Annotated in this window: 16 protein-coding genes; 10 read left to right on the forward strand and 6 right to left on the reverse strand. The window is 68.4% G+C overall.

Going from position 1 to position 16458, the window contains the following annotated elements; all coding sequences use genetic code 11:
* Positions 1-18: 18 nt before the first annotated feature.
* Positions 19-915, reverse strand: a complete 897-nt coding sequence (locus BCO18175_RS26000; protein WP_174985403.1) for an alpha/beta fold hydrolase — start codon at positions 913-915, stop codon at positions 19-21.
* A 266-nt stretch (positions 916-1181) separates the two neighbouring features.
* Here BCO18175_RS26000 and BCO18175_RS26005 point away from each other — a divergent pair, with 266 nt between their 5' ends.
* On the forward strand, positions 1182-2141 hold the full coding sequence (locus BCO18175_RS26005; protein WP_174985405.1) for an NAD(P)H-dependent flavin oxidoreductase: 960 nt from the start codon (positions 1182-1184) through the stop codon (positions 2139-2141).
* Positions 2142-2257: 116 nt separating this feature from the next.
* On the opposite strand, the gene BCO18175_RS26010 is transcribed toward BCO18175_RS26005, so the two are convergent.
* From BCO18175_RS26010 to BCO18175_RS26020, 3 genes are all read right to left on the reverse strand, one after another.
* Positions 2258-3220: a LysR family transcriptional regulator gene (locus BCO18175_RS26010; protein ID WP_174985407.1), complete on the reverse strand. Its 963-nt coding sequence runs from the start codon at positions 3218-3220 to the stop codon at positions 2258-2260.
* 181 nt (positions 3221-3401) lie between these two features.
* The gene (locus BCO18175_RS26015; RefSeq protein ID WP_011353417.1) at positions 3402-4478 is read right to left on the reverse strand and encodes a porin; all 1077 of its coding nucleotides are present in this window, start codon (positions 4476-4478) and stop codon (positions 3402-3404) included.
* 345 nt (positions 4479-4823) lie between these two features.
* Positions 4824-5306, reverse strand: coding sequence for a peptide-binding protein (locus BCO18175_RS26020; protein ID WP_174985408.1), 483 nt, complete (start codon positions 5304-5306; stop codon positions 4824-4826).
* Between the two features lie 346 nt (positions 5307-5652).
* Between BCO18175_RS26020 and BCO18175_RS26025 the strand changes: the two genes are divergently transcribed.
* From BCO18175_RS26025 to BCO18175_RS26050, 6 genes are all read left to right on the forward strand, one after another.
* Positions 5653-6684 carry a bile acid:sodium symporter family protein gene (locus BCO18175_RS26025; protein ID WP_011353419.1) on the forward strand — a complete coding sequence of 344 codons (1032 nt, stop codon included), beginning with the start codon at positions 5653-5655 and terminating at the stop codon, positions 6682-6684.
* A 272-nt stretch (positions 6685-6956) separates the two neighbouring features.
* The gene (locus BCO18175_RS26030) at positions 6957-8795 is read left to right on the forward strand and encodes an EAL domain-containing protein (RefSeq protein ID WP_174985410.1); all 1839 of its coding nucleotides are present in this window, start codon (positions 6957-6959) and stop codon (positions 8793-8795) included.
* A gap of 362 nt (positions 8796-9157) precedes the next feature.
* On the forward strand, positions 9158-10180 hold the full coding sequence (locus tag BCO18175_RS26035; protein WP_046544274.1) for a LacI family DNA-binding transcriptional regulator: 1023 nt from the start codon (positions 9158-9160) through the stop codon (positions 10178-10180).
* A complete protein-coding gene (locus BCO18175_RS26040) occupies positions 10177-11457 on the forward strand; it encodes an AGE family epimerase/isomerase (protein WP_122946425.1) in 1281 nt (426 codons plus the stop codon). The genes BCO18175_RS26035 and BCO18175_RS26040 overlap by 4 nt, the downstream gene beginning before the upstream one ends.
* Entirely contained in the window at positions 11454-12362 is a 909-nt protein-coding gene (locus BCO18175_RS26045) for a carbohydrate kinase family protein (protein ID WP_174985412.1), read from the forward strand. Before BCO18175_RS26040 ends, BCO18175_RS26045 begins: the two co-directional genes overlap by 4 nt.
* 101 nt (positions 12363-12463) lie before the next feature.
* Positions 12464-12685, forward strand: a complete 222-nt coding sequence (locus BCO18175_RS26050; RefSeq protein WP_011353424.1) for a hypothetical protein — start codon at positions 12464-12466, stop codon at positions 12683-12685.
* Positions 12686-12707: 22 nt separating this feature from the next.
* Here the strand turns inward: BCO18175_RS26050 and BCO18175_RS26055 are convergent, their stop codons facing one another.
* Positions 12708-12902: a DUF2905 domain-containing protein gene (locus tag BCO18175_RS26055; protein WP_011353425.1), complete on the reverse strand. Its 195-nt coding sequence runs from the start codon at positions 12900-12902 to the stop codon at positions 12708-12710.
* An 11-nt stretch (positions 12903-12913) separates the two neighbouring features.
* The gene (locus tag BCO18175_RS26060; RefSeq protein WP_174985414.1) at positions 12914-14107 is read right to left on the reverse strand and encodes a class I SAM-dependent methyltransferase; all 1194 of its coding nucleotides are present in this window, start codon (positions 14105-14107) and stop codon (positions 12914-12916) included.
* A gap of 13 nt (positions 14108-14120) precedes the next feature.
* On the opposite strand from BCO18175_RS26060, the gene BCO18175_RS26065 reads away from it, so the two are divergent.
* From BCO18175_RS26065 to ttcA, 3 genes are all read left to right on the forward strand, one after another.
* Positions 14121-14864, forward strand: coding sequence for an SDR family oxidoreductase (locus BCO18175_RS26065; protein ID WP_174985417.1), 744 nt, complete (start codon positions 14121-14123; stop codon positions 14862-14864).
* Between the two features lie 78 nt (positions 14865-14942).
* A complete protein-coding gene (locus BCO18175_RS26070) occupies positions 14943-15347 on the forward strand; it encodes a dihydroneopterin aldolase (RefSeq protein ID WP_174985419.1) in 405 nt (134 codons plus the stop codon).
* The gene (gene ttcA / locus BCO18175_RS26075; RefSeq protein WP_174985421.1) at positions 15344-16339 is read left to right on the forward strand and encodes a tRNA 2-thiocytidine(32) synthetase TtcA; all 996 of its coding nucleotides are present in this window, start codon (positions 15344-15346) and stop codon (positions 16337-16339) included. The genes BCO18175_RS26070 and ttcA overlap by 4 nt, the downstream gene beginning before the upstream one ends.
* Positions 16340-16458 lie beyond the last annotated feature (119 nt).

The following is a 16458-nucleotide window of genomic DNA, read 5'->3' on the forward strand; positions in this document are numbered from 1 at the left end:
CGCGCCGCCCGCGTGCCGTCAGGCCGCCGCGTCGCGCGCCTCGAAGAACGCGAGCAGTTCGTCGATCAGCGCGACGGGCGCCTCTTCCGGAATGTAGTGTCCGCACTCGAGCGCGCGGCCGCTGACGTCGCGTGCGACGCGACGCCATTCATCGAGCGGATCGAAGCAGCGGCCGACAATCCCGTTCTCGCCCCACAGCACGCGCAGCGGGCACGCGACCTTGTTGCCGCGCTCGAGATCCGCACGGTCGTGCTCGAGATCGATCGTCGCGGACGCGCGGTAGTCCTCGCACATCGCATGCACGGCGCCCGGCTGCGCGAGCGCGGCCCGGTACGCGGCGAGCGCCTCGGGCGCGAACGGGGCAAGCCCGGCGGACCGGTTGCCCATCACGCGCTCGATATACGCATCGGTATGCGCGCCGACCAGCGTCTCCGGCAGCGGCTCCGGCTGGATCAGGAAGAACCAGTGGAAATACGCAGTCGCGAACGCGCGATCGGTTTTCTCGTACATCGCGAGCGTCGGCGCGATGTCGAGCAGCATCATCCGCTCGACGGCGTCCGGATGATCGAGCGCGAGCCGGTGCGCGACCCGCGCGCCGCGATCGTGCGCGCACACGTGGAAGTGCTCGAAGCCGAAATGCCGCATCACGGCGACCTGATCGGCGGCCATCGCACGTTTCGAATACGGCGCATGCTGCGCGTCGCTCGGCGGCTTGCCCGACGCGCCGTAACCGCGCAGGTCGGTGGCGATCACCGTGAAATGATTCGCGAGCGTCGCGGCAATGCGATGCCAGATCATGTGGGTTTGCGGATGTCCGTGCAGCAACAGGAGCGGCGGACCCGCGCCTCCTTTGACACCGAAGATGTCGGTGTCCTGCACCGTCACGCGAAACGGTGCAAACGCCTCAAACGACATGGTTTGTTTCTCGTTGGTTTGTTATGGCGTTTATTTTAGGAGCGCTTGCGCATCTACACAGCGGGGCAACAGCCAGAATCCCTAGAAAGAGAACACTCACTCGATTGCCGGCACACCGCGCATTTTGTTAAGCTCGCGTAGAATCGCACGATCGTTCGTGTTAATAAGAGCGACCTCGTTTCGCAGCTACACTCGAATCACCGTTCGACCGTAAAGCATGGCGTCGGCGCGACCGCGCGACCGCCCCTGGAGACTGGAGACATCACATGGCATTGCCCACCGTCCTGCAGAACCTGACGCTGCCCGTCATCGCGTCGCCGATGTTCATCGTCAGCTACCCCGAACTCGTGCTCGCGCAATGCAAGGCGGGCATCGTCGGTTCGTTCCCCGCGCTCAACGCGCGTCCGGCCGAACTGCTCGACGAGTGGCTCACGCAGATCCAGTCCGAGCTCGCCGACCACAAGGCAAAAAATCCCGACGCGGTGATCGGCCCGATCGCGGTCAACCAGATCGTCCACCAGTCGAATGCGCGGCTCGAGCACGACGTGCGCGTGTGCGTCGAGCACAAGGTGCCGATCTTCATCACGAGCCTGCGCGCGCCGGCACGCGAGATCGTCGACGCGGTGCACAGCTACGGCGGCATCGTGCTGCACGACGTGATCAACCTGCGTCACGCGCAGAAGGCGCTCGAAGCCGGTGTCGACGGGTTGATCCTCGTCGCGGCCGGTGCCGGCGGCCACGCGGGCACGACGTCGCCGTTCGCGCTCGTCGGCGAAGTCCGCAAGATCTTCGACGGCCCGATCGTGCTGTCCGGCGCGATCGCGAACGGCGGCTCGATCCTCGCCGCGCAGGCGATGGGCGCCGACTTCGCGTACATGGGCACGCGCTTCATCGCGACGCAGGAAGCGCACGCGATCGACGACTACAAGCACGCGATCGTGAACGCGAAATCGTCGGACATCATCTACACGAACCTCTTCACGGGCGTGCACGGCAACTACATCCGCGAGAGCATCGAGAAGGCCGGCCTCGATCCGGAGGCGCTGCCGGAATCCGACAAGACCAAGATGAATTTCGGCGGCGACAAGACGAAGGCGTGGAAGGACATCTGGGGTGCCGGCCAGGGCGTCGGCCTGATGGACGACCTGCCGAGCGTGGGCGCGCTCGTCGAGCGCCTGAAGCGCGAGTACGACGACGCGAAGGCGCGGCTCGGCATCCCGCGCTGACGAATGCGGCGGCCATGACGGCCGCCGCCGGCACACATACCGTCGGACAAAACAAAAAGCGCGAACCGCAGCGGTTCGCGCTTTTTTTATTGCTCCGCCGCAGCGGGAAAGACGGCTCAGACCACGCGCTTCATCCGTGTAATCGGCAGCACGCGCAGGCGCGATTCGATCGACGGGCACAGCGACTGCCCTTCGAAGCGCGCCGCCAGGAAATCGACGAACGAACGCACCTTCGCGGATACGTGACGACGGCTCGCGTAGACCGCATAGATCGGCGCCTCGTGCGGCGGCACCGCGTCGAGCAGCACCGGCACGAGCCGACCGGACTCGATGTCGTCGCCGACCACCTCGGTGCCGAGCAGCGCGATGCCCGCGCCCGCGAGCACGGCCGCACGCAGCCCTTCGAGATGATTCACGATCAGGTTGCCGTTGAGGTTCACGCGCGACGCGGCGGCCGCGTCGATCACCAGCGAGTCGAGCATCGTCGAATTCGAGTCGCGCCGCAGGTAGTTGTGGTGCGCGAGATCGGAGATCGTCGCGGGCGTGCCGTGCTTCTCGAGATACTCGGGCGACGCGACCAGCAGGATGTGCGCGGTCGCGATCTGCCGCGCGACCAGCGACGACGATTTCAATCCGTTCGGCGCCGCGCGCACCGCGACGTCGTAGCCTTCCTCGATCAGGTCGACCACGCGATCGGACAGCGTCATGTCGACGGTCACGTCCGGGAACCGACCCGCATAATCGGTGACGGCCTGCATCACGTGCCGCAGCCCGAACGCGGACAGCGACGTGACGCGCAGCCTGCCTTGCGGCACCACGCTCGCGGCACCGACGGCCTGCCCGGCTTCGTCGAGTTCAGACAGCGCCTGCACGAGGCGCTCATAGTATTCGCGTCCCGCCTCGGTAGGGGCGACGCGTCGTGTCGTGCGATGCAGCAGCCGCGCACCGAGCTGCTGCTCGAGATGCATCACGTGCTTGCTCGCCATCGCAGCCGACATCTGCATGCGTTCGGCCGCGCCGACGAAGCTGCCCACTTCGACGACGTAGCGAAACACATTCATGCTGACGAGGGTATCCATCGAACTAGCTCGTAATGACGGGGGAATGGTCCAATTACGAGATAGGGTAACAAAGGCGAGGAAACAGAAAGGTCAACAAAGGCAAAACGGCGCCGCGAGTGGCGGCGCCGTTCTGGCGTAAAAAACATGCAGTCTGGACGCACTTTTCGCGCGCGTCCGGCGCACCGGTCGTGCGTGCGCGTCAGAACTTCGCGCGGATGCCGGCGCCGAACGTGTTGCCGGTCGACAGGCCGCTGATGTGATCGTTCATGTACGCAGCGTAGACGTCCGTGCGCTTGGACAGCGGATAGTCGTAGCCGACGGCCCAGGTCTGGCGCGTCTGGTCGAGGCCGCCCGAATCGCGCGAGTACGCGTACGACGCCATCGCGTTGCCCACGCCGAGCGGCACCGACACGCCGCCCTGCGCGGTATTCACGTGCCAGCTGCCCGCGACCTGGTCATTCTTCGTATACATGTACTGACCGAACAGCTTCACGTACTTCAGGTCGTAGGTCGCGCCGACTTGCGCGATGCCCTGGCTCTTCATGCCGGCCACCAGCGCGCTCAGGTCACGCGGGCCGTTGTTGAAGTTTACGTACTGGTAGACCGCGGTCGCCGCGAACGGGCCGTTCGCATAGTTGAACTGCGCGCTCCACTTCTTCGAGCCGTTGTCGCCGGCCTGGTTGCCGAGCGCGTACATCGCGCCGAAATTCAGGCCACCGAACGACGGCGACGTGTACGACAGCGCGTTGTTCCAGCCCGAATCACCGACGGCACCCTGGTCGCTCGGGTAGGTCGGGAACGTGCCGAGGCCGAGGAACACGTGGTACACCATCGGCGAGAAGGTGTACGAGTCGTAGAACGGGTTGAACAGGATCGTCGACAGGAACAGGTGCGTCGTCAGGCGCCCGGCCGTCACCGTGCCGTACGGCGAATCGATGCCGACGTATGCATTGCGTGCGAAGAACGTGTCGCCCTGGAAGCGGCCGAACTGGCCGTTCTGCGCGCGGAAGAAGCTTTCCAGCGTGAAGATCGCCTTGTAGCCGTTGCCGAGATCCTCGGCGCCGTGCAAGCCCCAGTACGACGTCGACATCCCGCCGCCGCTCACGTTCCACGCGCGGTCGCCGCCCGGGAACTTGGTTGCGCCGACCCATTCGTCGACCTGACCGTAGAGCGACACGCTCGACTGTGCATGGACGGGCGCGGTGGCCGCCACGCAGGCGGCCGCGGCGATCAGCTTGACGGACGTGCGCGACGCACGGCGAGCGAATGCTTTCATTGGATCTCCAGATTTTGTCGAATAGTCGATAAGTGGCGCGAGCGTTGTTTTTTGGAGCCGAGTGCTTGCGTCGTATGGGGCGCAGCCATCTTTACGGATCATTCGTCCGGTCAAAATTGCGCACACTTATTGCTGGTATAGCGGCAGCATTAACTTCGCGGAATTGATACATGGCCCGGCACCCGTCGGCGGCCCCGCATGAACGCGGTCGCGCGGCGGGGCGGCGGCGTGGCACACGCGAGCCGGGCGCGAAAGATAGCGCAATGCGACGGGAAAATCAGCGGAAATCTGCGCGCGACTGTGGCGAATTCGCATCAGCCGGCGGAGGGACGAGCGCGCGGGCGCTCAGTTTCGGTAGAACGGGGAGAAAAACGGCGAGTGCGCAGGCTCTTCCTGCGAGCGGGGCGGCGGCATCGGACGGCCGCCGCGCTCTTCGTTGTAGCGCGCGACGTCGGCGCGGATCGAACCGGCGCGCAGCGGCACGTTGCCGCCGCCCGGCGGGCGCGGCATCTGGCGCGCGTCAGCGCTGATCGGGCGATACGGGCTTTGCGCGGCGTAATGGCCGTACGACGGCGTCGGCCGCAGCCCCCAGCGGGAGCCGTAACCGTTCACGCCACCGCCGTGTGCACCGGCAGGGGGCGCGACGCGGCGCCAGACGGGGGAACCGCCGGCCGGCTGACCGTACGCGCGCATGCCGCCGCCGCCGAAGCCGTGGCCACCGAACCCATGACCGCCGTGGGGCGGCTGCGCGAGCGCGAGCGGCATCAGCAGCGCGCCGAGCACGCCTGCCACCCATCGTCCGATCTTCCGTTTCACCCGTTCCGTCATCGTTCAGTGCCTGTCCACGCCCGCCGTCGGCTCCTTTCGGCCGGCCCAAGGCTTTCAGCAGTAATTTATGAGCAGGCCGAAAGCGTGTCGAGCCCAAAAGTGTTATGTCGCCGGCATCGGTGTAACACCATGTTACTGCTAGGTTTTTTCACTTCGACGGGCGACCGGGGCAGAACATTCTTCTGCCGTTTTGCGCGTGGCCGGGCCGGTATCGTGAGCGCTGCCGCATGACATTGATTCATCAATCGATTCCCACAATGAATTTGTGTAGTGAATCGCCAACCGGGACAATGGCGCCATCCGCGCGCGCGACGCGCGCCTCCGTCGTTTCCGAATCGAGTTCCCGATGGCCCGTCCCCGTTTTCTTCCCGACAACTTCACGCTCGCGCTCGTCGGCACCGTCGTGCTCGCGAGCCTGCTGCCGTGCCGCGGCCCGGCCGCCCACGCGTTCAACTGGGCGACCAACATCGCCGTCGGCCTGCTGTTCTTCCTGCACGGCGCGAAGCTGTCGCGCGAGGCCGTCGTCGCGGGCGCGACCCACTGGCGGCTGCATGCGGTCGTGCTGCTCAGTACGTTCGCGCTGTTCCCGCTGCTCGGCCTCGCGCTGAAACCCGTGCTGCAGCCGCTCGTCACGCCGACGCTGTATGCGGGCGTGCTGTTCCTGTGCACGCTGCCGTCGACGGTCCAGTCGTCGATCGCGTTCACGTCGATCGCGAAGGGCAACGTGCCGGCCGCCGTGTGCGCGGCATCCGCGTCGAGCCTGCTGGGGATTTTCGTCACGCCGGCGCTCGTCGGGTTGATGATCACGTCGCAGTCGGCGGCCGCCGCGTCGCCGTGGAGCACCGTCGGCAGCATCGTGATGCAGCTGCTCGTGCCCTTCATCGCCGGCCAGTTGCTGCGGCCCGTGATCGGCGGCTGGATCGACCGGAACCGCGGCGTGCTGCGCTTCGTCGACCAGGGCTCGATCCTGCTGGTCGTCTACGTCGCGTTCAGCGAGGCCGTCAACGAGGGCCTGTGGCACCAGATCCCGCCGCGCGCGCTCGGCGGCCTGCTCGTCGTCAACCTCGTGCTGCTCGCGATCGCGCTGTTGCTGACCGCGTTCGTCAGCAAGCGGCTCGGCTTCAACCGCGCCGACCAGATCACGATCATCTTCTGCGGATCGAAGAAGAGCCTCGCCGCCGGTGTGCCGATGGCGAAGGTGATCTTCTCGGCGAACGCGGTCGGCGCGATCGTGCTGCCGCTGATGCTGTTCCACCAGATCCAGCTGATGGCATGCGCGGCGCTCGCGCAGCGCTGGGGCGCGCGCGACATGAGCGGCGAGCACGACGAGGGCGACGCGACGTCGGCGCCCGGCGCGCTGAGCGCGGGCAAGCGCTGACGAACAGGGCGGCGGGACGGGCGCCGGGCGGTGCCGTCCCGGCGTTCCGCCTCCTTCCCTCCTTCCCTCCTTCCCTCCTTCCCTCCTTCCCTCCTTCCCTCCTTCCCTCCTTCCCTCCTTCCCTCCTTCCCGCCGTACCGCCGTACCGCCCCTCCCAATGCGCCCCCGGCGCAATGCACCAGCAACGCCCATCGCGTCACGAAATCTTCATTCAATTCTCCGCGCGCGGTGCCGTTAAGTCGGGCGTCCCGTCGATTCGGCTGCCCTCGCCCATGCCCGCGCCCCACTCCGACTCCGCTGCCGCCAGCATCACGCGCCTGATCGCGGATCGCGCGCTCGCCGCCGTCTTCCAGCCGATCGTCGATCTCGGGTCGGGGACGGTCGTCGGATATGAGGGCCTGATACGCGGCCCGCGCGGCACCGACCTCGAGCCGCCCGCCGCGCTGTTCGCGCAGGCCGCGCGCGAAGGCGAGACCATCGCGCTCGAACAGGCGGCCGCGCTCACCTGCCTCGACGCGTTCGCGGCGCTCGGCTGCGACGGCAAGCTGTTCCTCAACTTCAGCGCCGGGACGATCCTCAAGCTCGCCAGCGAACGCGAGCGCGCACGCCAGCTCCTCGTCCGCGCGCGGATCGGCGCCGAGCGCATCGTGATCGAGCTGACCGAACAGAATGCGATTCCCGATGTCGCCCACATCGGGCCGGCCGTCGCCTCGCTGCGCGACGCCGGCATCCAGTTCGCGCTCGACGACTACGGCACCGCGAACGCGAGCATGAACCTGTGGCTGCGCCTGCATCCGGACGTCGTGAAGATCGACCGCTTCTTCATCCACGACATCGCGCGCGACCCGCTGAAGTTCGAGGCCGTGAAGGCGATGCAGCACTTCGCGCAGGCGAGCGGCGCGCAACTGATCGCGGAAGGCATCGAGAACGAAAGCGACCTGATCGTCGTGCGCGACATGGGCATCTGCTGCGTGCAGGGCTTCCTGCTCGGCCGGCCGAATGCGCAGCCGTCGCGGGTCGTCGCGCCGGCCGCGCGCGATGCGATCCGCGCGCCGCACATCGCGGTGTTTCCCGGCGCGACGCGCTCGGTGCGGCCGGCCGGCACGATCGCCGGGAAGATGCTGGTGCCGGCGCCGGCGCTGCCGCGCGACGCGACCAGCAACGACGTGCTCGACCTGTTCAACCGGATGCCCGACCTGCACGCGGTCGCACTCGTCGAACGCGGGCGGCCCGTCGCGCTCGTGAATCGCCGCGGCTTCATCGACCGCTTCGCGCTGCCGTATCACCGCGAGGTGTTCGGGAAGAAGCCGTGCCTGCAGTTCGCGAACGACGCACCGCTGATGATCGACAACGCAACGACGTTCGAGCAACTCGCGATGCTGCTCGCGAGCCACGACCAGCGCTATCTCGCGGACGGCTTCGTGATCACCGAACACGGCCGCTACGTCGGGCTCGGCACCGGCGAGAGCCTCGTGCGCGCGGTGACCGAGATGCGCATCGAGGCCGCGCGCTACGCGAATCCGCTGACGTTCCTGCCCGGCAACATCCCGATCAGCGCGCACATCGACCGCCTGCTCCAGCGCGACGCAGGCTTTCATGCGTGCTACGTCGACCTGAACCAGTTCAAGCCATTCAACGATCAGTACGGCTACTGGCAGGGCGACGAGGTGCTGAAGTTCGCGGCGACCGTGCTGGCCGGCGTGTGCGACCCGCAGCGCGACTTTCTCGGGCACGTCGGCGGCGACGATTTCCTCGTGCTGTTCCAGCGCGCCGACTGGCGCGAACGCGCCACCGACGCGATCGCGCGCTTCAACGACGGCGCGCAGCTCTTCTACACGCAGGCCGACCGGCAGGCGGGCGGGCTGCGCGGCGAGGACCGCCACGGCAACCCGGCATTCTTCGGCTTTGTGACGATGGCGATCGGCGCGGTCGGTGTGCCGGCCGGCGCGCACGGCGCGAAGCGCTACGGCAGCGACGAGATCGCGTCGGTCGCGGCGCTCGCGAAGCGGCGCGCGAAACAGCAACCGGACGGGCTCGCGGTCGTCGACCTCGATGCGGGCCGCGCCGCGCTGCGCCATCGCGGCGAACCGCCGGCAGTGGCAATACGCTGAACGGCAGCGGCCACCGTTCGCGGACACGGCCGCGCCCGATGCGGCGGTGGCGCGCATTCGCCCGTCAGGCAGACAGACCGTTAGTTGCACACCGGCCTCTCGGCGGCCCGCGGAGGCAGCCGGGCACGGCTCGCGCGGACGCGTGAAGCCAGCCCGCTTGCCGCCCCTTCCTCGCTCGCCGGGCACACGCACGCTCACCTTGCCTTTTTCGCGTTTTGTTTAGTATTTTTAGTAACGGCGTTTTCGCAGATTAGCGCTTAAAAACGCGGAATTTGCGGGTATTCCCCGGCTATCCGGCCCGAATTCCGCGATACGTTTTACTATACAATCGTTTTCACCCTAAACAAACCGGACCCCGAACGATGGGTACCACCATTCGCGATGTGGCGCGGGCGGCAGAGGTCTCGATCGGCACCGTCTCCCGCGCGCTGAAAAACCAGCCGGGCCTGTCCGAAGCCACGCGTGCGCGCATCGTCGAGATCGCGCAGCGGCTCGGCTACGATCCCGCGCAACTGCGGCCGCGCATCCGCCGGCTCACCTTCCTGCTGCACCGCCAGCACAACCGCTTTCCGGCCAGCCCGTTCTTCTCGCACGTGCTGCACGGCGTCGAGGACGCGTGCCGCGAGCGCGGCATCGTGCCGACGCTGCTCACGGTCGGGCCGAACGACGACGTGCTGCGCCAGATGCGCCCGCACGCGCCCGACGCGATCGCGGTGGCCGGCTTCATCGAGCCGGAGACGATCGAGGCGCTCGCCGCGACCGGCCGGCCGCTCGTGCTGATCGACCTGTGGGCGCCCGGGCTGCGCTCGGTGAATATCGACAACGCGACGGGCGCGGCGCTCGCGATGCGCCACCTGCTCGCCACCGGCCGCACGCGGATCGCGTTCATCGGCGGCTCGCCCGCGCACTACAGCATCGCGCAGCGCGCGATCGGCTACCGGCGCGCGTTCTTCGAGGCCGGGCGGCTGTTCGATCCCGCGTACGAAGTGACGATCGATGCGGGGCTCGATCCCGACACCGGCGCCGCGCGCGCGATGGAGCAGTTGCTCGACGCACCGGGCCCGCGCCCGGAAGCCGTCTTCGCGTACAACGACGCGGCCGCGCTCGCCGCGCAGCGCGTCTGCACCGCGCGCGGGCTGCGGATTCCCGACGACATCGCGATCGTCGGCTTCGACAACATCCCGGCTGCCGCGCACGCGAGCCCGCCGCTCACGACGCTCGCGGTCGACAAGGAGGCGCTCGGTCGCCGCGGCGTCGAGCTGCTGCTCGCGGAAGCGCCCGAGCGCACCGAGATTTCCCTGCCCGTCGAGCTGATCGTGCGGGCCAGCAGCCAGCCCGCCGGCTCCCCGGCACTCGATACCGCCACGGTCACCGAATCATCATGAACATGCCCCCGGTCCAACCCTGCACGGCCGCGCCGGCCGCCCACACGCAAGCCGCGCCGTTCGTCGCGAGTTTCCGCGATCCGTCGTTCCTGTTGTCGCACATCGAGGACACGCTGCGCTTCTACGCCACGAACGCGTTCGACCCGACGGGCGGCTTCTACCACTACTTCCGCGACGACGGCAGCATCTACAACCGCACGTCGCGCCACCTCGTCAGCAGCTGCCGGTTCGTCTTCAACTATGCGATGGCGTACCGGCATTTCGGCGATCCGCGTCACCTGGAATACGCGCGCCACGGGCTGCGCTTCCTGCGCGACGCGCACTGGGACGACGAGCTGCAGGGCTACGACTGGGAACTCGACTGGCGCGACGGCGCGAAGCGCTCGACGCTCGACGGCACGCGCCACTGCTACGGGCTCGCGTTCGTGCTGCTCGCGGCCGCGCACGCGACGATGGCCGGCATCGACGAGGCGCGCCCGCTGATCGCGGCGACCTACGAACTGGCCGAGCACCGCTTCTGGGATGCGGCCGCGGGCCTCTATGCGGACGACGCGACGCCGAACTGGATCGTGTCGTCGTACCGCGGCCAGAACGCCAACATGCACATGACGGAGGCGCTGCTCGCCGCGTACGAAGCGACCGGCCACCTCACGTACCTCGATCGCGCGGAAAAGCTCGCGTCCCACGTCACGCAGCGCCAGGCCGCGCTGTCGGGCGGGCTCGTGTGGGAGCACTACCATGCGGACTGGTCGGTCGACTGGGACTACAACAAGGAAGACAGCTCGAACATCTTCCGTCCGTGGGGCTTCCAGCCCGGGCACCAGACCGAATGGGCGAAGCTGCTGCTGATCCTCGAGCGGCACCGCCCGCTCGACTGGCTCGTGCCGCGCGCGGCCGAGTTGTTCGACGCCGCGCTCACGCACGCGTGGGACGCCGATCACGGCGGCCTGTACTACGGCTTCGGCCCCGACTTCACGATCTGCGACCACAACAAGTATTTCTGGGTGCAGGCGGAAACGTTCGCGGCGGCCGCGATGCTCGGCGCACGCACCGGCAGCGAGCGCTTCTGGGACTGGTACGACGAGATCTGGCGCTATAGCTGGGCGCACTTCGTCGATCACCGCTACGGTGCGTGGTACCGCATCCTCACCTGCGACAACCGCAAGTACAGCGACGAGAAAAGCCCGGCCGGCAAGACCGACTATCACACGATGGGCGCGTGCTACGACGTGCTCGCGACCCTCGCGCGCGCCCAGCGCAGCGAGCCGACGCAATGAGTGGCGGCACGTTTCCGGCTTTCGTGTCGGCGGGCGACATCCTGACCGACATGGTGCGCGCGGGCGATGCGCAATGGACGTCGGTGCCGGGCGGCGCCGGCTGGAACGTCGCGCGCGCGGTCGCGCGGCTCGGCGTGTCGAGCGCGCTCGCGGGCTCGATCGGCGAAGACTGCTTCTCCGACGTGCTGTGGCGCACGAGCGAAGCGGCCGGGCTCGACCTGCGCTTCCTGCAGCGCGTCGCGCGGCCGCCGCTGCTCGCGATCGTCCACGAGACCCGCCCTCCCGCGTACTTCTTCATCGGCGAAGCGAGCGCCGACCTCGCGTTCGATCCGGCGCGGCTGCCGGCCGGCTGGACCGATCACGTGAAATGGGCGCATTTCGGCTGCATCAGCCTCGTGCGCGAACCGCTCGCCGGTACGCTGGCCGCGCTCGCGGCCGACCTGCACGCGTGCGGCGTGAAGATCAGCTTCGACCCGAACGTCCGGAACCTGATGACAGCCGCGTACCGGCCGACGCTGGAGAAAATGGCCACCCTCGCCGACCTGATCAAGGTATCCGACGAGGACCTGCGGCACCTGTTCGGCGGCGACGGCCCCGACGCGATCGCTGCGGTACGCGCGCTGAACCCGCGCGCAGCCGTGCTCGTCACGCGCGGCGCGCAGGCGGCGACGCTCTACGCGGACGGCGACGTGCATGAAGCCAGCCCGCCGCGCGTCGAGGTGGCCGACACCGTCGGCGCGGGCGACGCGTCGATCGGCGGCATGCTGTTCAGCCTGATGGCCGCGCCGCAGCGATCGTGGCGCGAGCATCTCGTGTTCGCGCTGGCGGCGGGCGCCGCGGCGTGCCGGCACACGGGCGCGCACGCGCCGACGCTCGACGAGGTCATCGCACTGATCGAACGATGATGGGAGGGACGGTGACCGGACACCGTTCGGTCACCGATAAGCGGCGCTGTACATGCTGCGCCGCAGTGCTACGATGAAGTGTCCTTTTGCGGGAGAGCACGATGGACACCAACACGTTCACGAAGGGCATCTACACGGCCAAGGCGCATACCCAGCATGCGGGCAACGGGCAGTTCCAGGGTTACGTGATCCTCGCGCGGGACGACGGGGACGACACCGAGAACACGCGCTACGACGTCCACTCGACGAGCCCCAGCGAGGAAGAAGCATTCGACGAGGCGAAGGCGCTCGCGCACCGGATCCTCGGCGAAATCGAGCTGTAACGCGCCGCCATTCAGGCGCGGCTCAGAGCAGCCGCGCCACCATCGACAGCAGCATCGTCAGCACCAGCGTCGACATGAACGGGAACGGGTAGCGCCGCCCGCCGAGCGTCAGCGTGACGTCGCCCGGCATCCGCCCGATGCCGAGCTTGCCGAGCCACGGCCAGCAGCGCGTCAGGATCATCACCGCGACGAACGTCGTCATCAGCCAGCGCAGCATGCCCGCTCCCGTCAGAGCGCGTGCGAACGGTCGCCGCGCGCGAACGCGTCGAGCGTGCCGTCGATGCCGCGCGAGAATGCGATCACCTTGAACAGCTCGCCCATCTCGGCTTCGGAGATCAGCTTCTGCACCGCGTTCGCGGCCGGCAGAAACGCGTGGATGTCCGACGGATCGATCGCAGCCAGCGCATCGGTGATGCCCGCGTTCAGCAGGAAGCGCGCCTGCGACGTGTAGCCGAGCAGGTCGGCGCCGGTGGCGACGGCCGCGTCGTAGATGCCGGTGAATTCGACGTGCGCGGTGATGTCCTGCAGCCCCGGGTACAGGAACGGATCGTCGTGCGCATGGTGGCGGTAGTGGCACATCAGCGTGCCGCGGTCGCGCTGCGGGTGGTAGTACTCGTGTGCGGGAAAGCCGTAGTCGACCAGCAGCACCGCGCCGCGCCCGAGCATCGTGCAGACGGTGCGCGTGAACGCCAGCGCGGCTTCGTGCGTCTCGGTCACATAGCCGTCGGCCGCATCGTCCAGACCCGCGAGCACCGGCGGCAGGCCGGCCGGTGCGGCAGGCCGGTCCTCGAACACGAACGTCTGCTGCGCGCCGAGCGCGACGCCGCGCTCCTGCCATGCGCCGCCCGCCTTCGCGAACAGGCGCACCGGCATCGCATCGAGCACCTCGTTGCCGACCACGACGCCGTCGAACCGCTCGGGCAGCGCGTCGAGCCAGCGCACCTTCGCGGCGAGCGCCGGGGCGGCGGCCGCGATCGTGTCGCGCTGCCGTTCGCGCAGCTCGCCCGAGAGATCGACGATCAGGTATTCGTCGAGCCCGGCCTCCAGCGCGTCGAGCGCCGCGAGCAGCCCGGCCGCGAGCTTGCCCGTGCCGGCGCCGAATTCCATCACGCTACGCGTGCCGCTCGCCGCGAGCGCTTCCGCGACCGGCTGCGCGAGCGTCTGCGCGAACAACGGCGACAGCTCGGGCGCGGTGACGAAGTCGCTGCCGTCGTCGGCGCGGCGCCCGAACTTGCGCGCGCCGCCGCTGTAATAGCCGATGCCGGGCGCATACAGCGCGCGCTCCATGAAGCGGTCGAACGGCAGCCAGCCGCCGGCCGCCGCGATCTCGTCGCGCAGTTGCGCGGCAAGGGTTTCGGACTGCGCGAGCGCGTCAGGGCCGGGAGCAGGTAAACTAGCGGGTTCGTGAGCTTTCGGGTTCATCCCGGCATTGTAAATGACCGTTTCAGCCGATACGTCGACCCAGCGCGTGGCGCTCGTCACAGGTGCCCTGGGCAGCGCGGCCGATGCCGCATCGATCGGTCGTGCGCTCGCGACGGGATTCGCCCGGCACGGCTGGGACGTCGCGCTGCAGCGCAGCCACGGCACGCCGCGCGCGGCCGCCGACACACTCGTCGCCGAAGTCGCGGCGCTCGGCCGCCGCGTGGTCGTGCTCGACGCCGATCTGGCCCTGGAAGCCGACGCCGCCGGACTCGTCGCCGCGTGCGGCGCAGCGCTCGGCCGGCCCGCGTGCGCGGTGTTCGTGAGCGCCAGCGCGGGCGCCGACGACGCGCACACGGTGGACGGCGCGTCGCTCGCCGGCGCACTCGCGCGCAACGTGACGGCGCCGCTCGCGCTGGCCCGCGCGCTCGCCGATGCGACGCCCGACGCCGCGCGCGAGCATGAAGCGCTGCGCGCCTGCGCGATCCACGTGCTCGATCAGGCACTGTTTCACCCAGCGCCGGCGCAGATGTCGCACGCGCTGATGCAGGCCGCGCTGAACCGCGCGACGTCCGCGCTGGCGCTGGCACTCGCGCCGAAGGTGCGGGTCGCGGCGCTCGTGCGCGGCCACGCGCCGCACGCGGACGACATCGCGGCGGCCGCGTGCTATCTCGCGAGCGCGCCCGGCGTCACGGGCGCGACGCTGACCGTCGACGGCGGCGAGCACCTCGTGCCGCCCGCCGCCGGCCCGAATGAATGAACTGCGCGGATCGCGCGGCCTGACTGCCGCCGCCCGCGCCGCTTTGCGTGTGCGCACGCCAATTTGACTGGGACGACCATGTTTTCCGCTCTCCTGCACCCCCGCCTCGCGGACTGCCGCAGGCTCTACCTGCGCGACTACGAAGTGCACATCAACATCGGTGCCTTCGAACACGAGAAGCGCGGCGAGCAGCGCGTCGTCATCAATGTCGACCTGTTCGTGCCGCTCGCGCTGTCCACCCCCGTCGACGACCGGCTGCATGAAATCGTCGACTACGATCTGATGAAGCAGAGCGTCACGCAATGCCTGGCGCGCGGCCACATCCACCTGCAGGAAACGCTGTGCGACGCGATCGCCGCGCGCCTGCTGTCGCACGATGCCGTGCGCGCGGTACGCGTCTGTACCGAGAAACCGGACGCTTATCCGGACTGCGACGCCGTCGGCGTCGAAGTCTTTCGCATCAAGGACGAGGAGCGCGCATGAACGCCCCCCACATGAATGACACGGCGGCCGATGCCGCCACCCTCGACGCGACCGCCGCCCCGGCCGGCCGCCCGGTGCTGACGCGCCGCGAACAGAAGGACGCGTACGAGAACAACAAGCTGTTCAAGCGGATCGTGCGCCAGGTCGGCCAGGCGATCGGCGACTTCAACATGATCGAGCAAGGCGACAAGGTGATGGTGTGCCTGTCGGGCGGCAAGGACAGCTATGCGATGCTCGACGTGCTGCTGCGCCTGCGCGAGCGCGCGCCGATCGATTTCGACATCGTCGCGGTGAACCTCGACCAGAAGCAGCCAGGCTTCCCCGAGCACGTGCTGCCGGAATACCTGAAGCAGGTCGGCGTGCCGTTCCACATCGAGAACCAGGACACCTACAGCATCGTCAAGCGGCTCGTGCCCGAAGGCAAGACGACCTGCTCGCTGTGCTCGCGGCTGCGCCGCGGGATCCTGTACCGCGTGGCCGGCGAGCTCGGCGCGACCAAGATCGCGCTCGGCCACCACCGCGACGACATCGTGCAGACGCTGCTGCTCAACATGTTCTACGGCGGCAAGCTGAAGGGGATGCCGCCGAAGCTGCAGTCGGACGACGGCAAGAACATCGTGATCCGCCCGCTCGCGTACGTGAAGGAAACCGATCTCGAGAAATACGCGGAACTGCGCGAATTCCCGATCATCCCGTGCAACCTGTGCGGCAGCCAGCCGAACCTGAAGCGCGCGGAAATGAAGGCGCTGATCCGCGACTGGGACAAGCGCTTCCCGGGCCGCGTCGAGAACATGTTCAACGCGCTCGCGAAAGTCGTGCCGTCGCACCTGATGGACACGACGCTGTACCCGTTCCAGTCGCTGCGCGCGACCGGCGTTGCCGATCCGCAGGGGGACATCGCGTTCGACGAGGAACCGTGCGCGTCGGGCGACGACACCGCGGCACCGGGTGGCGCCCGGCCGATCTCGATCGTCCAGTTCGACGACCTGTAAGCGGGGCCGGAACCCCGGCCGGAACGGCGCGCCAGCCGCCCGTTCCGGCGTTGCAGCCACGCCTCAGCAGGCCCGGAACGGTGGAGGCTGCATGCTAAAATGGACGGCTTCGAACTCTT

Origin of the sequence: Burkholderia lata (assembly GCF_902499335.1) — a bacterium.
In the GTDB taxonomy this organism is placed as follows: Bacteria; Pseudomonadota; Gammaproteobacteria; order Burkholderiales; family Burkholderiaceae; genus Burkholderia; species Burkholderia lata_B.

Excerpts from the sequence above, each read along its gene's own strand:
- BCO18175_RS26000 (WP_174985403.1), bottom strand. The coding sequence starts at position 915 with ATGTCGTTTGAGGCGTTTGCACCGTTTCGCGTGACGGTGCAGGACACC.
- BCO18175_RS26005 (WP_174985405.1), top strand. The coding sequence starts at position 1,182 with ATGGCATTGCCCACCGTCCTGCAGAACCTGACGCTGCCCGTCATCGCG.
- BCO18175_RS26010 (WP_174985407.1), bottom strand. The coding sequence starts at position 3,220 with ATGGATACCCTCGTCAGCATGAATGTGTTTCGCTACGTCGTCGAAGTG.
- BCO18175_RS26015 (WP_011353417.1), bottom strand. The coding sequence starts at position 4,478 with ATGAAAGCATTCGCTCGCCGTGCGTCGCGCACGTCCGTCAAGCTGATC.
- BCO18175_RS26020 (WP_174985408.1), bottom strand. The coding sequence starts at position 5,306 with ATGACGGAACGGGTGAAACGGAAGATCGGACGATGGGTGGCAGGCGTG.
- BCO18175_RS26025 (WP_011353419.1), top strand. The coding sequence starts at position 5,653 with ATGGCCCGTCCCCGTTTTCTTCCCGACAACTTCACGCTCGCGCTCGTC.
- BCO18175_RS26030 (WP_174985410.1), top strand. The coding sequence starts at position 6,957 with ATGCCCGCGCCCCACTCCGACTCCGCTGCCGCCAGCATCACGCGCCTG.
- BCO18175_RS26035 (WP_046544274.1), top strand. The coding sequence starts at position 9,158 with ATGGGTACCACCATTCGCGATGTGGCGCGGGCGGCAGAGGTCTCGATC.
- BCO18175_RS26040 (WP_122946425.1), top strand. The coding sequence starts at position 10,177 with ATGAACATGCCCCCGGTCCAACCCTGCACGGCCGCGCCGGCCGCCCAC.
- BCO18175_RS26045 (WP_174985412.1), top strand. The coding sequence starts at position 11,454 with ATGAGTGGCGGCACGTTTCCGGCTTTCGTGTCGGCGGGCGACATCCTG.
- BCO18175_RS26050 (WP_011353424.1), top strand. The coding sequence starts at position 12,464 with ATGGACACCAACACGTTCACGAAGGGCATCTACACGGCCAAGGCGCAT.
- BCO18175_RS26055 (WP_011353425.1), bottom strand. The coding sequence starts at position 12,902 with ATGCTGCGCTGGCTGATGACGACGTTCGTCGCGGTGATGATCCTGACG.
- BCO18175_RS26060 (WP_174985414.1), bottom strand. The coding sequence starts at position 14,107 with ATGAACCCGAAAGCTCACGAACCCGCTAGTTTACCTGCTCCCGGCCCT.
- BCO18175_RS26065 (WP_174985417.1), top strand. The coding sequence starts at position 14,121 with ATGACCGTTTCAGCCGATACGTCGACCCAGCGCGTGGCGCTCGTCACA.
- BCO18175_RS26070 (WP_174985419.1), top strand. The coding sequence starts at position 14,943 with ATGTTTTCCGCTCTCCTGCACCCCCGCCTCGCGGACTGCCGCAGGCTC.
- ttcA (WP_174985421.1), top strand. The coding sequence starts at position 15,344 with ATGAACGCCCCCCACATGAATGACACGGCGGCCGATGCCGCCACCCTC.